This is a genomic window from Aeromonas sp. 61P (genome assembly GCF_051919545.1).
Classification (GTDB): Bacteria; Pseudomonadota; Gammaproteobacteria; order Enterobacterales; family Aeromonadaceae; genus Aeromonas; species Aeromonas veronii.
On sequence record NZ_JBQBEL010000001.1, the window covers coordinates 839,334 to 852,500 of the forward strand.

Here is a 13,167-nt window from a genome sequence, read left to right on the forward strand (position 1 = left end):
CATAGGATGGGCCCGTGCTTCGCAATGAACACAAAACAACAAAAAGCATCTGAATACCGCTTTGGGGAGCCACGTGCTCCCTTTTGTTTTTCTGCCTCAATTCCCGCGGCTTTTCTGACTGATAGCGATCCGGCATCAAGTTAATCTCTTTCGATTTGGTTATGCTGTAGCCAGTTTCTTTGGAGGCCTTCCCATGATCATTCATCCCCAGATTCAAGGTTGTGTTGCCCGCAACTGTCACCCCATCGGCTGTCGCGCCGCCGTGCAGCAGCAGATCGAGCGGATCAAGGCCGCTGGCCCGTTCAACGGCCCCAAGCGGGTGCTGGTGCTGGGTGCCTCCTCCGGGTTTGGACTGGCGTCGCGCATTGCACTCGCCTTTGGTGCCGGTGCCGACACCATCGGCATCTCCTTCGAGCGGGGCCCCTCTGACAAGGGGCTGGGCAGTGCCGGTTGGTACAACAACATCTGGTTTCGCAAGGAGGCGGAGCAGGAGGGGCGTGTCGCCATCAACCTGATCGGTGATGCCTTCTCCGACGGCATGCGCCAGCAGGCCATCGATACCATCCGCCAGCAGCTGGGGCAGGTGGATCTGGTGATCTACTCGCTGGCGAGCGGCATCCGGGTGCTGCCCGACGGCACGCAGGTGCGCTCGGTGCTCAAGACTACAGGCCAGCCGTTCAGCGGCTGGGGGCTGGATCTGGAGCTCGATACGCTGGTGCAGCAGTCGCTGGCACCAGCCACACCGGAGGAGATCCGCGATACCGTCACCGTGATGGGGGGCGAGGATTGGCAGCTCTGGATGCAGGCGTTGCAGCAGGCCGATTGTCTGGCCCCCGGCGCGCAAACCGTCGCTTACTCCTATATCGGCCCCGAATCCACCTATCCCCTCTATCGGGATGGCACTATCGGTTATGCCAAGGAGCATCTGCACGCCACCGCCGAGACCATCAACCTGCAGCTGGCCGAGATTGGTGGCCATGCCTGGGTGTCAGTCTGCAAGGCGCTGGTAACCAAGGCGAGCGCCTATATTCCGGTGTTGCCGGTTTATCTGGGCCTGCTGATGGGGGTAATGAAGGAGCGCGGTGTGCACGAAGGCTGCATCGAGCAGATGCAGCGACTGTTCGCCGCCAAGATGTACGGGCCCAATGGGGTGGTGGCCGATGGTAACCGGCTGATCCGGATGGATGACCACGAGCTCGACCCGGCCATTCAGGCCGCCGTTTCGGCGCTCTGGCCCAAGGTGACGCCGGACAATTTCCACGGGCTGGGGGACTTTGCCGGGCTGCGGCAGGACTTCATGCAGCTCAACGGCTTCGAGCTGCCGGGCGTCGATTATGCTGCGCCGGTGGATGTCGCCTCCCTTGGCGAGCTGATCCCCTGAGCTGAAAGAAACGGGATCTCCCTCTCGTTGGCGGGTTGATTCGCGGCGGGAGTGTGGCGACAATCGATACCAAATCACTGAGGAGAAACAAGATGCTGGCCCAAGCCATGATCGAGAAGTTGAACGAGCAGATTAACCTGGAGTTCTACTCCTCCAATCTCTATCTGCAGATGAGCGCCTGGTGCGAAGACAAGGGCTTTGAAGGGGCGGCGACCTTCCTGCGTCAGCACGCGGTCGAGGAGCGCCAGCATATGGAGCGTCTGTTCACCTACGTGAGCGAGACCGGCGCCATGCCCAAGCTGGGTGCCATCGATGCCCCTCCCCACGAGTTCAAGTCGCTGGGCGACGTGTTCCGTACCACCCTGGAGCACGAGTACCACATCACCAAGTGCATCAATGGTCTGGCCCACGTAGCCTTCACTACCCAGGACTACTCCACCTTCAATTTCCTGCAGTGGTATGTGGCCGAGCAGCATGAAGAGGAGAAGCTGTTCAAGAGCATCGTCGACCGTCTGGGTCTGGTGGGTGAAGATGGCAAAGGCCTCTACTTCATCGACAAGGAGCTGGCCGAACTGGCCAAGGGCGCCCCTGCCAGCATCATGGACAGCAACGCCTGATAGTCGTGGACACTTAGTGTTCAGCCAGTACAATAACGGCCCTTTTAAGGGCCGTTGTTTATTCTGGTGGGCAGTCACCGTTGTGATGTCAGCCAGAGGCAATCACGGTTCTGGCCAGGTGCCGTTTCAATTTTGATAAGTGAGTGATGATGAAGCAGGTCGATGTGGTGGTGATCGGGGCCGGTGCGGCCGGATTGATGTGTGCGGCGCAGGCGGGCTACCGTGGCCGCTCCGTGCTGGTGCTCGACAATGCCAAGAAGCCGGGCCGCAAGATCCTCATCAGTGGCGGTGGTCGCTGCAACTTCACCAACCATCAGGCGGGCGCTCACGCCTACCTGTCGGAGAATCCCCACTTCAGCAAGTCGGCGCTGGCTCGCTACACCCAGCAGGACTTTATCGATCTGGTGGATCGCCACGGGGTCAACTATCACGAGCGCACCCTGGGGCAGCTGTTCTGCCTCGAGAGCGCCAAGGAGATCGTCGATGTGCTGCTCACCGAGTGTGACTGGGCTGGTGTGACCCTGCAGTTCCAGACCGAGATCCTCACCGTCAACAAACAGGAGGAGGGCTTCCTCCTGACCACCAGCAAGGGAGAGATCGGCTGTCACTCGCTGGTGGTGGCGACCGGCGGCCTCTCCATGCCCAAGCTGGGGGCGACCCCCTACGGCTTCAAACTGGCGGAGCAGTTCGGCCTCAAGGTGCTGCCGACCCGCGCAGGGCTGGTGCCCTTTACCCTCCATCAGGCCGAGAAAGAGGCGTTTGCCGATCTGGCTGGCATCAGCCTGCCGGTAGCGGTCACCGCCGAGGCTGGCACCCGGTTCAAGGAGGCAATGCTGTTCACCCATCGCGGCCTCTCCGGTCCCGTCATCCTGCAGATCTCCTCCTACTGGCATGCGGGTGAGAAGATACACATCAACCTGCTGCCGGAGCTGGATATTTCGGCTGCCCTGCGTGAATGGGCGCAGGCGCACCCCGCGCAGGAGCTGAAAACCGTGTTGGGGCGCGAGCTGCCCAAGCGCTTCGTCGACAAGCTGGTGGAGCTGGGCCTGCTGGTCAGCAAGCCGATGCGCCAGTACAACGAGCGGGAGCTTGAAGCGGTGGCCAATCTGCTGGGTGACTGGCAGATCCTGCCCAACGGCACCGAGGGGTATCGCACCGCTGAGGTGACTTTGGGTGGCGTCGATACCAACGAGCTCTCCTCCAAGACCATGGAAGCGCGCAAGGTGCCGGGCCTCTACTTCATCGGCGAGGTGGTGGACGTGACCGGCTGGCTCGGTGGCTACAACTTCCAGTGGGCCTGGTCCTCCGGCTGGGTGGCCGGTCAGTACTGTTGATGTCACAGGGGCTGGTTTATCCGGCCCCGATTTATTGGTCGGGGTTATGGTGATCGGTCGGGTTGCCGCAAGGGGGCGCAGATGCTTGAGAATCAGATGATGTTGTTGGCGGTGTTCGAGCGGGCGGCGCTGATGCTGATGACCCTCTTCTTCCTGACCCGCACCCGGCCGTTCCAGCGGCTGTTCCAGAAGCGGGATCACACCCCGGCGGAGCTGGTGCTGGTGGCCTCTATCTTCGGCCTGTTTGCGGTGTTCAGTACCTACACCGGCATTCCGGTGGAGGGGGCGTTGATCAACGTGCGGATCATCGCCATCATCTCCGGCGGCATTTTGTTTGGCCCCTGGGTCGGCATTCCGGCCGGGGTCATCTCCGGCCTGCATCGCTATCTCATCGACATGGATGGCCACACCTCCATCCCTTGCCTTATCGCCAGCATCATCGCCGGTCTGCTCGCCACCTGGTTGCACCTGCGCTGTCGAAAGTCGCGGCTCTGGCTCTACGGCATTCTGGCGGGGATGCTCTGCGAAGGGCTCACCATGCTGCTGATCTGGCTGCTGACCGAGCCGCATGAGGTGGGGGTGGAGATCGTCAACCACATCGCCTATCCGATGATCGCCGGGGCGCTCTGCATCGGCCTTATCATCAAGCTGGTGCAGGATCTGGATGACGAGAAGGAGCTGATTGCCGCCAAGCAGGCCAAGTTGGCGCTCGATATCGCCAACAAGACGCTGCCTTTCTTCCAGAACATCGATCGCCACTCCCTCAGTCAGGTGTGCGATGTGATCCGGCGCGACATCAGCGCCGATGCGGTGGCCATCACAGATACCCATGACGTGCTGGCTTATGTCGGGGTGGGCAAGGATTACTACGAGCTGGACGAGCACCACGCCATCAGCGGCATGACCCAGCAGGCGGTGCTGCTCGACCAGATCATCATCAACAACGATTTGCGCCAGTATCACCTCTCCGATTTCCACTCGGTCATCATTATTCCGCTGCGAGAAAACGGCGCGGTGAGCGGCACCCTCAAGATCTACTACCGCCGCACCCACAGCATCACCAGTTCGCTGCGGGAGATGGCGGTCGGCCTCTCCCAGCTCATCTCCACCCAGATGGAGGTGTCGCGCATCGAGCAGCTCAAGGAGATGACTCGTAAGGCGGAGTTCACCGCGCTGCAGAGCAAGATCAACCCGCACTTCCTGTTCAATGCCCTCAACGCCATCTCGTCGCTGATCCGCATCCGGCCCCAGCAGGCGCGTCAGCTGATTGCCAATCTGGCGGACTACCTGCGCTACAACCTCAACAAGGGGGATGAGCTCATCGACATTCAGGAGGAGCTGCAGCAGGTGCGCGACTACGTGGCCATCGAGCAGGCCCGCTTCGGCGACAAGCTGGAGGTGGTATTCGAGGTGGACGATGTGCACATTCAGGTACCGAGCCTGCTGTTGCAGCCGCTGGTGGAAAACGCCATCCTGCACGGCATCCAGCCCCGCAGCGCGCCGGGTCGGGTCACCATCGAGGTGAAGCAGCTGGCGGGCGGCATCCGGGTATCGGTGCGGGATACCGGTTACGGCATCAGTCAGGCAGTGATCGACGGGGTAGCCGCCGGTCGGGTGGAGAGCCGCAGCATCGGCCTGATGAACGTGCATCAGCGGGTCAAGCTGCTCTATGGCGACGGCCTGCACCTCAAGCGGCTGGAGCCGGGTACCGAGGTGAGTTTCTATCTGCCGGATCAGGAGTCGATGCCATGCTGAGTGCCATCATGGTTGAGGATAAGTGTGTGCCGCGAGAGGTGTTGTCATGCTGAAAGCCATTATTGTCGAAGATGAATATCTGGCTCGCGAAGAGCTCATCTATCTGGTGAATCAGCACAGCCAGATCGAGATAGTGGCGAGCTTTGAGGATGGGCTGGAGGCGTTCAAATACCTGCAGGATCACGAGGTGGACGTGGTGTTTCTGGATATCCAGATCCCCTCCATCGACGGCTTGCTGCTGGCCAAGAACCTGCACAAGTCGAGTCATCCGCCCCACATTGTCTTCGTCACCGCCTACAAGGAATTTGCGGTGGAGGCGTTCGAGCTGGAGGCGTTCGACTACATCCTCAAGCCCTACAACGAGCCCCGCATCATCAATCTGCTGCAAAAGCTCGAGCATGCGGGCAAGTCGCAGCCAGCCTCCACGGGGGAGGCGAGCGGTGAGGGGAGCAGCCTGCACAATCGCACCGTCAATCTGGTGAAGGGGGAGCGCATCATCGTCACCCCCTGCGAGCAGATCTACTACGCGGAAGCGGACGAGAAGCTCACCTATGTCTACACCCGCGATGATCGCTACGTGATGACCATGACCATCAGCGAGTTTGTCAGCCGGCTGCCGGCCGAGGGGTTCTTCCGTTGCCACCGCTCCTACTGCGTCAACATCAACAAGATCCGCGAAATAGTCCCCTGGTTTAACAGCACCTATCTCATCCGGCTCCATGATCTGCCGTTCGAGGTGCCGGTCAGTCGCAGCAACATCAAGGCGTTCCGTCAGCTGATGCGGCTCTGATTGTCATTCATTCCCGCCGATCTGCATTTCATGCCTTAATCGATCGGCGCGAACTGCGTCTTGCCTATAGTGGCCTCAATTTCCTTAAGGCCATCGACCGAGACGCATCATGACCAAAGAGATGAACCGCACCCGGTACCTGACACTGATCGGTACCATCATCACCCAGTTCGCACTGGGTTCTGTCTACACCTGGAGCCTGTTCAACGCTCAGCTCTCCGACAAGCTGGACGAGCCGGTGAGTCAGGTCGCTTTCGCCTTCGGGCTGCTCAGCCTCTCGCTGGCAGTCGCCTCCTCCATGGCGGGCAAGCTGCAGGAGCGATTCGGGGTGCGCAACGTGACCCTGGGCGCCGGCGTGCTGCTCGGCATCGGCTTCTTCCTCACCGCCCATGCCAGCAATCTGGCGATGCTCTACCTCTGTGCGGGCATTCTGGTCGGTTTTGCCGACGGTACCGGCTACCTGATGACCCTCTCCAACTGCGTGAAGTGGTTCCCGGAGCGCAAGGGGCTGATCTCCGCCTGCTCCATCGGTGCCTATGGTCTCGGCAGTCTCGGTTTCAAATACATCAACCTGCTGCTGCTCTCCAGCTCCGGCCTTGAGACCACCTTCCAGCTGTGGGGGCTGATCGCCATGTCTATGGTGCTGGTGGGCGGCATGCTGATGAAGGATGCGCCCAAGCAGGCCGCTTCCGTGCAGCAGAGCGAGAGCCGTGACTTCACTCTGGCCGAGGCGATGCGCAAGCCGCAGTACTGGATGCTGGCGCTGATGTTCCTCACCGCCTGCATGAGTGGCCTCTATGTCATCGGCGTGGCCAAGGATATCGGCGAGAAGATGGTGGGTCTGCCTGCTGTAGTCGCCGCCAATGCCGTCGCCATCATCGCCATGGCCAACCTGGGGGGCCGTCTGGTGCTGGGTATCCTCTCCGACAAGATGTCCCGCATCCGGGTTATCACCATCGCTCAGCTGATTACCCTGGCGGGCATGGCGCTGCTGCTCTTCGTGCCGCTCAATGCCAACCTGTTCTTCGTGGCGGTCGCCTGTGTGGCGTTCAGCTTCGGCGGCACCATCACCGTCTACCCCTCGCTGGTGAGCGACTTCTTCGGTCTCAACAACCTGACCAAGAACTACGGCGTCATCTATCTGGGCTTTGGTCTGGGCAGCATCATCGGCTCCATCGTGGCCTCCCTGTTTGGCGGCTTTATGGCGACCTTCCACCTGATCCTGGTGTTGCTGGTGGTGGCGCTGGTGCTCTCCCTCACCATCCGCCTGCCGGCACCGGTAGCGGTGGAGCGGGCCTGATAAGCCTCCCTGCCATAGCAAGCAAAAACAGAGACCCGGGCCATGCCCGGGTCTTTGCATTTCCGATGGTCGATCAGCGCGGCGCTAGCCCCAGCAGCTGGCGGGCCTTGCGGCAGCTTTCCTCCACCGTTGACCAGTCGTCACCGGTTACCGTGATATGGCCCATCTTGCGGCCGGGGCGGGGTTCGCCCTTGCCATAGAGGTGCAGATGCAGGCCGGGCTGCGCCAGCAGGGCAGCCCAGTCGGGTGTGCCGTTCTGCCAGAGATCTCCCAGCAGGTTGATTAACAGGGCGGGGCGCACGGCGATCTGCTCTGGCAGCGGCAGATCGCACAGGGCCCTTACCTGCAACTCGAACTGGCTGCATGCGGCGTTGTCGAGGCTGGGGTGACCCGAGTTATGGGGGCGGGGCGCCAGCTCGTTGACCAATAGCCTCCCCTCCACCAGAAAGAATTCCACCGTCAGCACCCCGACGTAATCGAGGGCGGCAATCAGTCGCTCAGCGATCCCTTTGGCTTCGCTCTCCAGCACCGGCACATTGGCCGGGGAGCGAGTCTGATCGAGGATGCCGCCGCTGTGCCAGTTCTGAACCAGCGGAAAGGCACTGATGATACCACTCGGGTTGCGCGCCAGGGTCAGGGCAAACTCCCCCTCCAGCGGCAGACGTTTCTCCAGCACGCAGGGCACACCACTCGCTGCCAGTGCCGTCGCCAGCTCATCCAGATTGCTCACCTGCCACTGCCCCTTGCCGTCGTACCCTTCGCGGGCAGTCTTGAGGATGGCGGGGAAGAGTTCGCTGGCCTGTGCGGGGATGGGCTCTTCCGGCAGTAGCGCCAGATAGGGGGCGATCGGGATGTCAGCACCGCGCAGAAAGGCTTTCTCCTCGCGGCGATCCTGACAGATGCGCACCGTGCTGGTGCCTGGGCGCACCGGCTTGTGTGTTTCGAGCAGCGCGAGGGTGGCGGCTGGCACATTTTCGAACTCGCAGCTGATGGCCTCGCAGCGGCTGGCCAGCTCGAGCAGTGCCCCAGTGTCGTCATAGGGGGCGACAATATGGTGATCGGCTGCGGCACCGGCGATGCTGGCCGGATCGGGATCCAGTACCACCACCTTGTAGCCGAGGCGGTGGGCGGCCATCACGAAGTAGCGGCCAAGTTGGCCGCCCCCCAGCATGCCGAGGGTGGCGGGTGGCACTATCATGTCGGCTCCTCCAGTTGCAGCGCCAGCACCCGGTCGCGCTCGTGGGTGCGGAAGTCGTCGAGCTGCTGCCGGTAGCGGGGGGCGCCGTCATCTCGGGCGACCGAGAGCAGAGAGACCGCGAACAGGGCGGCGTTGGCGGCCCCCGCCTCGCCGATGGCGAAGGTGGCGACCGGCACCCCCTTGGGCATCTGCACGATGGAGAACAGGGAGTCCATCCCCTTGAGATGACGGGAGGGGATGGGCACCCCCAGCACCGGCAATGTGGTCTTGGCGGCGACCATACCCGGCAGGTGGGCGGCACCACCGGCCCCGGCGATGATGGCGCGCAGGCCGCGCTCGCGGGCAGTGGCGGCATACTCGAACAGCAGATCCGGGGTGCGATGGGCCGAGACCACCTGTGCCTCGTAGGGCACGCCGTGCTCCTTGAGGATGCGGACGGCGGCCTGCAGCACGGGCCAGTCGGAGTCGGAGCCCATTACCAGGCCGATCAGCGGAGGGGTGTTCATGTGTATTTGTTCCTTGCTGTTAAACGTTTGCTTTTGGTAAACAAAAAGAGCCGGCAAGCCGGCTCAGAATTTCTCGGGGCGCACGATTTCGACCGGTTGCAGAAAGGCGATCATGGCGTAGTCGGGGTAGTAGCGACTCTGCAGGTGGGCCAGCAGCCGCTCCGCCTGCTCCCGACTGCAGATCGCCTCCAGCCGGATGTTGCCGCTCTCGCTCCAGCTGGCGTTGCGCTCGCCATGATCCCCCCGGCCGCGGGCATCTGTGATGGTGTAGCCGCGCAGCCCCTCGCGGGTGAGGGTGCGCAGCAGGGTAGGCTCCAGATTGGCTTCGGTGATGATGGTCAGCAGGGTGCGGGTCTCGGTCTGCATGTGGCTACTCCGTGAAGTGGCGGGCCCAGCTGTGGTAGAGCGGGATCCCCAACATGATGTTGAACGGGAAGGTGACCCCCAGCACGGCGCTGAGGGACAGCCCCGGGTTGGCCTGAGGCACGGCGATGCGCATGGTGGCCGGCACGGCAATATAGGAGGCGCTCGCCGCCAGGGTGGCCAGCAGGGTCAGGCCGCCGAGGGAGAGGCCCATCAGCTGGCCAGCCGCCAGCCCCAGTCCCGCTGAAGCGAGCGGCATCAACAGGGCGAAGCCGAGCAGGAACAGGCCGTGGCGGCGCAGATCCTGACACTGACGGGCGACGATCAGGCCCATCTCCAGCAGGAACAGCGCCAGCGCCCCCTTGAACAGGTCGACAAACAGCGGTTTGAGCGGGGCAATTCCGTCCGGCCCGGCCAGATAGCCGATGGCCATGCCGCCCAGCAGCAGGGTCACCCCTTTGCCGAGGAAGGTCTCGTGGGCCAGCATGCGCCAGCGGGTCTCGCGGCTGATGCCGCGGGCCAGCACTATGCCCACCAGAATGGCGGGGATCTCCATCACCGCGAGGAAGATCGAAAGCTGGGATTCAAAGCTGATGCCCCGCTCGGTGAGCCAGTTCACCCCGACCGCAAAGGTGGCGACGCTGACCGAACCATAGTGGGCGGCGGTGGCGGCGGCATCGACCCGGTTCATCTTGAGGCGCAGCACGGCAAAGCCGAGCAGGGTCTGCACCACGCCGAGCAGGATCACTAGCGCCAGTTGTGGCAGCAGAGGTTGCAGGGATTGCTGGGCCAGACCGACGCCGCCCTTGAGGCCGATGGCCAGCAGCAGAAAGAGGGAGAGGGTGTCGTAGAGGGCAGGAGGCAGTTTGAGCTCGGAGCGCACCAGACCGGCCAGCAGACCAAACAGAAAGAAGAGTACAACAACGTCCAGCATGATGGTTCGCAGGGCAGTTCAGATAATGGTTGCATGCTAGAGCCCGCAATGTTTCGATAAAATCAGATTCTCACTGATGGTTGTTCGGTAAAAACTGATAGGGAACGGCATGCTCAACTACAAACAGCTCTACTACTTCTGGCATGTGGCACGCAGCGGCAGCGTGACGCAGGCCGCCGAACAGCTGCATCTCACGCCGCAGACCATCAGCGGTCAGGTTGCAGAGCTGGAGCAGTCCCTAGGGGTGGCGCTGTTCAACCGAGTGGGGCGGCGTCTGGTGCTGACCGCCGCCGGACGGCAGGCGCAGGAGCAGGCAGGGGCGATTTTCTCGCTCGGTGCCGAGCTGGAGCACACCCTGCGCCACGCCAGTCAGGAGCTGACCATGCAGGTGGGGATCGCCGATTCGGTACCCCGCACTCTGGCGTTCGAGCTGCTGGCTCCCGCCATGGCGCTGGCGACCCCGCTGCGGCTGGTGTGTCACGAGGAGCGGGCCGAGCAGCTGTTCAGCGAGCTGGCCCGCCACAAGCTGGATATGGTGCTGATCGATCGCCCGCTCCCTCCCGACAGCGGCGTGCGTGGCTATAACCACGAGTTGGGGCGCAGCCCGCTGGCGCTGTTTGCCAGCCCCGAGCTGGCGGCGCGGGCGCGGGATGGTTTTCCCGCCTCGCTGGAGGGGTTGCCGTTGCTGATCCCCGGAGAGAAGTCGGCTACCCACGATCGGCTGCTGGCGTGGTATCGCCAGCAGGGCATTCATCCCCATCTGGTGGGGCAGTTTGATGACTCCACCCTGATGAAGTCGTTCGGCAAGGCGGGGATGGGGATCTTCCCGGCGCCGCTGGCGATGGCCGACGAGATTGGCCGCCTCTACGGAGTGGAGCGGATTGCGACCCTCACCGACGTCACTCTCTCTTACTATCTGGTCTCGGCAGGGCGCCATCTCTCTCATCTCGGGGTACAGGCGGTGATGGAGGGGGCCCAGCAGCGGTTGGCGGCGCTGGTTGGCAATAAATAGAAATCTAGATGGCTATACATCCAGCTTGGCTCTGCCTATAATCCTCCCGCTTTGGCGCATCATGCTTAATAGGGAATCCGGTGAGAATCCGGAGCTGGCGCGCAGCGGTAAGGGGGAACGAAGCGACATCAGGGCACTGCCATCAGGCGGGAAGCCGTCGCCGTAGGCTATCAGCCCCCGAGCCCGAAGACCTGCCAGAGTTCGTATTTCGGGCCGAGAGAAACCGGCCACGAAGTAGATACTTACGCGAACTTAAGGATCTCTCATGTCGAAGAAATTTCTGGCGGCTGCCCTGTTGCCGACGGCGGCGTTTGCCCAAACCACCATCCCCATCAATCCAACTCTGGTCATTACGGCCAACCGCGTGGAACAACCGGTCAGCTCGGTGCTGGCGCCCGTTGTGGTGATCGATCGTGCCGAGATCGAATCTCGTCAGGTTCAGAGTTTGCCCGAACTGCTGAAAACCCTGCCTGGTGTGCAGATAGCGACACTGGGAGGCCGGGGTCACATCAGCAGCCTGTTTATCCGTGGAACCAACTCCAACCACTCGCTGGTTTTGATGAATGGTCGTCCGATTGCAGCCATGGTGGCGGGTACGCCTGATCTCAGCCAAATCCCGCTCGGCAATATCGAGCGCATCGAGTATATCCGTGGCCCACGCGCGGCAGTGTATGGTTCCGATGCCATTGGCGGCGTTATCAACCTCATCACCAAAACATCCGCCAAAAATGGCAGCGAGACACACCTGAAGGGCGGTGCTGGGAGCCATGGCTATGGTCAGGGCGAGCTCAGAACGGTTCAGTCATTGGGTCAAAAAACCGATATGAACATGCTGATCGGCTACGAGCGTACCGATGGTTTTGATGTCGTAGCCAATGTCCAGCAGCCGGATCGGGATGGTTTCTCCGGCCGCAATGGTCAAATTGGTTTGAACCACGCTTTTAATGATGCATGGAGCGCGGATTTCAATGCTCAAGGCTATGACAATCTTACCGACACAGATGGCAGCACGGATCAGAGTCGGGTACAGGCTTTCCAATATGATGGTGGTGTCAAGTTCCAGGGTAAGGATCTGATCAGTCGACTTGAAGCCAGTTACGGTGAGAACAAGCTGAAGACTTGGCAGGAGGCTAAAGGAGAGGCTAGCGGTGAGCCTATTCATACTGGTTTAACCCGTTTCTCCTGGATCAATAGTTGGAACGGTATCGAAGGGGTTAATCTGACCGGTGGCGCAGATTGGCAGCGTGAGGAGATGAAATCAGACTCCCGCGGCTATGGAAAAACCTTCAACGCTCCTGGTCGTGACAATACCGGTCTGTTTGCTGTGGGAAGCTATCGTTGGCAGGCGCTGCTATGGGAACTGTCCGGTCGGACCGATGACAACCAGCAATATGGTCGTCACAACACTTGGTCTGCCGCCAGCGGGCTGGATATCGATGAGAACCATAATGTCCGGTTGAGTTACGGTACTGGCTTCAAGGCCCCCACCTTCAACCAGCTCTATTATCCAGGGTCTGAGAATCCGACACTCAAGCCGGAAGAGAGCAAAAACCTGGAGTTGGGCCTGTCAGGTCGCTATTCGGCCTGGGATTGGTCTGTGAATCTGTATCGCAACCGCATCGACAATCTGATTTATTGCCTGACCAGCATGAGCTACACCTGCAACCCCAAAAATACCACGGCGGATATCAAAGGAGTGGAAACGGAGCTCGGCATCGACACCGGACCTGTGCATCATCGTTTGAGCTACGACTACACCAGAGCCAAAGATACGGGTAACCAGGATTTGCAGCTGCTGCGTAGAGCTGAACATAAAGGCAGCTGGATCGCAGATACCCGATTCGATGCCGCAACACTAACTGCTGAACTGCTCTATGTGGGCAAGCGCTATGACAACAACTGGGCGACTAGCCAGCGGGTGGAACTCAGTGCCTATACGCTGTTGAACCTGGCTACCAGTTACGAGGTGACTCAGCA

12 protein-coding genes and 1 riboswitch (1 of these 13 cut by a window edge) are annotated in these 13,167 nt (G+C 61.3%); of the genes, 8 read left to right on the top strand and 4 right to left on the bottom strand.

The features are described from left to right. Positions 1 to 193 precede the first annotated feature (193 nt). From fabV to ACTG2O_RS04105, 6 genes are all read left to right on the top strand, one after another. Positions 194 to 1,381, top strand: coding sequence for an enoyl-ACP reductase FabV (gene fabV, locus ACTG2O_RS04080; RefSeq protein WP_252413285.1), 1,188 nt, complete (start codon positions 194 to 196; stop codon positions 1,379 to 1,381). A gap of 92 nt (positions 1,382 to 1,473) precedes the next feature. Beyond that, a complete protein-coding gene (gene ftnA / locus ACTG2O_RS04085) occupies positions 1,474 to 1,998 on the top strand; it encodes a non-heme ferritin (protein ID WP_005339225.1) in 525 nt (174 codons plus the stop codon). Positions 1,999 to 2,147: 149 nt separating this feature from the next. Next, a complete protein-coding gene (locus tag ACTG2O_RS04090) occupies positions 2,148 to 3,332 on the top strand; it encodes an NAD(P)/FAD-dependent oxidoreductase (RefSeq protein ID WP_245148456.1) in 1,185 nt (394 codons plus the stop codon). Positions 3,333 to 3,413: 81 nt separating this feature from the next. Continuing rightward, positions 3,414 to 5,087 (top strand): sensor histidine kinase, encoded by a 1,674-nt coding sequence (locus tag ACTG2O_RS04095; RefSeq protein WP_047439828.1) that lies wholly within the window; start codon positions 3,414 to 3,416, stop codon positions 5,085 to 5,087. Positions 5,088 to 5,133: 46 nt separating this feature from the next. Next, positions 5,134 to 5,877, top strand: coding sequence for a LytR/AlgR family response regulator transcription factor (locus tag ACTG2O_RS04100; protein ID WP_150995771.1), 744 nt, complete (start codon positions 5,134 to 5,136; stop codon positions 5,875 to 5,877). Positions 5,878 to 5,986: 109 nt separating this feature from the next. Beyond that, a complete protein-coding gene (locus ACTG2O_RS04105) occupies positions 5,987 to 7,177 on the top strand; it encodes an L-lactate MFS transporter (protein ID WP_040069602.1) in 1,191 nt (396 codons plus the stop codon). A 73-nt stretch (positions 7,178 to 7,250) separates the two neighbouring features. Here the strand turns inward: ACTG2O_RS04105 and ACTG2O_RS04110 are convergent, their stop codons facing one another. The 4 genes from ACTG2O_RS04110 to ACTG2O_RS04125 form a co-directional block, all read right to left on the bottom strand. Beyond that, entirely contained in the window at positions 7,251 to 8,375 is a 1,125-nt protein-coding gene (locus ACTG2O_RS04110) for a 5-(carboxyamino)imidazole ribonucleotide synthase (RefSeq protein WP_439975374.1), read from the bottom strand. Beyond that, a complete protein-coding gene (gene purE / locus ACTG2O_RS04115; protein WP_439975375.1) occupies positions 8,372 to 8,881 on the bottom strand; it encodes a 5-(carboxyamino)imidazole ribonucleotide mutase in 510 nt (169 codons plus the stop codon). Before purE ends, ACTG2O_RS04110 begins: the two co-directional genes overlap by 4 nt. A gap of 63 nt (positions 8,882 to 8,944) precedes the next feature. Further along, the gene (locus ACTG2O_RS04120) at positions 8,945 to 9,247 is read right to left on the bottom strand and encodes a P-II family nitrogen regulator (protein WP_033138869.1); all 303 of its coding nucleotides are present in this window, start codon (positions 9,245 to 9,247) and stop codon (positions 8,945 to 8,947) included. A 4-nt stretch (positions 9,248 to 9,251) separates the two neighbouring features. Then, complete coding sequence (locus tag ACTG2O_RS04125; protein WP_005342109.1) at positions 9,252 to 10,178, bottom strand: sodium-dependent bicarbonate transport family permease; 927 nt, start codon at positions 10,176 to 10,178, stop codon at positions 9,252 to 9,254. A gap of 109 nt (positions 10,179 to 10,287) precedes the next feature. Between ACTG2O_RS04125 and ACTG2O_RS04130 the strand changes: the two genes are divergently transcribed. Next, positions 10,288 to 11,190 (top strand): LysR family transcriptional regulator, encoded by a 903-nt coding sequence (locus tag ACTG2O_RS04130; protein ID WP_439975376.1) that lies wholly within the window; start codon positions 10,288 to 10,290, stop codon positions 11,188 to 11,190. A 35-nt stretch (positions 11,191 to 11,225) separates the two neighbouring features. Then, positions 11,226 to 11,403, top strand: a riboswitch (cobalamin riboswitch). Between the two features lie 52 nt (positions 11,404 to 11,455). Beyond that, positions 11,456 to 13,167, top strand: the 5' portion of a protein-coding gene (locus ACTG2O_RS04135; RefSeq protein WP_236285607.1) for a TonB-dependent receptor domain-containing protein. It continues 112 nt past the right edge of the window; only the first 1,712 of its 1,824 coding nucleotides appear in the window; its start codon is at positions 11,456 to 11,458; the stop codon falls past the right edge of the window.

Coding starts and splice junctions, on each gene's coding strand:
- fabV (WP_252413285.1), top strand. CDS start 194: ATGATCATTCATCCCCAGATTCAAGGTTGTGTTGCCCGCAACTGTCAC.
- ftnA (WP_005339225.1), top strand. CDS start 1,474: ATGCTGGCCCAAGCCATGATCGAGAAGTTGAACGAGCAGATTAACCTG.
- ACTG2O_RS04090 (WP_245148456.1), top strand. CDS start 2,148: ATGAAGCAGGTCGATGTGGTGGTGATCGGGGCCGGTGCGGCCGGATTG.
- ACTG2O_RS04095 (WP_047439828.1), top strand. CDS start 3,414: ATGCTTGAGAATCAGATGATGTTGTTGGCGGTGTTCGAGCGGGCGGCG.
- ACTG2O_RS04100 (WP_150995771.1), top strand. CDS start 5,134: ATGCTGAAAGCCATTATTGTCGAAGATGAATATCTGGCTCGCGAAGAG.
- ACTG2O_RS04105 (WP_040069602.1), top strand. CDS start 5,987: ATGACCAAAGAGATGAACCGCACCCGGTACCTGACACTGATCGGTACC.
- ACTG2O_RS04110 (WP_439975374.1), bottom strand. CDS start 8,375: ATGATAGTGCCACCCGCCACCCTCGGCATGCTGGGGGGCGGCCAACTT.
- purE (WP_439975375.1), bottom strand. CDS start 8,881: ATGAACACCCCTCCGCTGATCGGCCTGGTAATGGGCTCCGACTCCGAC.
- ACTG2O_RS04120 (WP_033138869.1), bottom strand. CDS start 9,247: ATGCAGACCGAGACCCGCACCCTGCTGACCATCATCACCGAAGCCAAT.
- ACTG2O_RS04125 (WP_005342109.1), bottom strand. CDS start 10,178: ATGCTGGACGTTGTTGTACTCTTCTTTCTGTTTGGTCTGCTGGCCGGT.
- ACTG2O_RS04130 (WP_439975376.1), top strand. CDS start 10,288: ATGCTCAACTACAAACAGCTCTACTACTTCTGGCATGTGGCACGCAGC.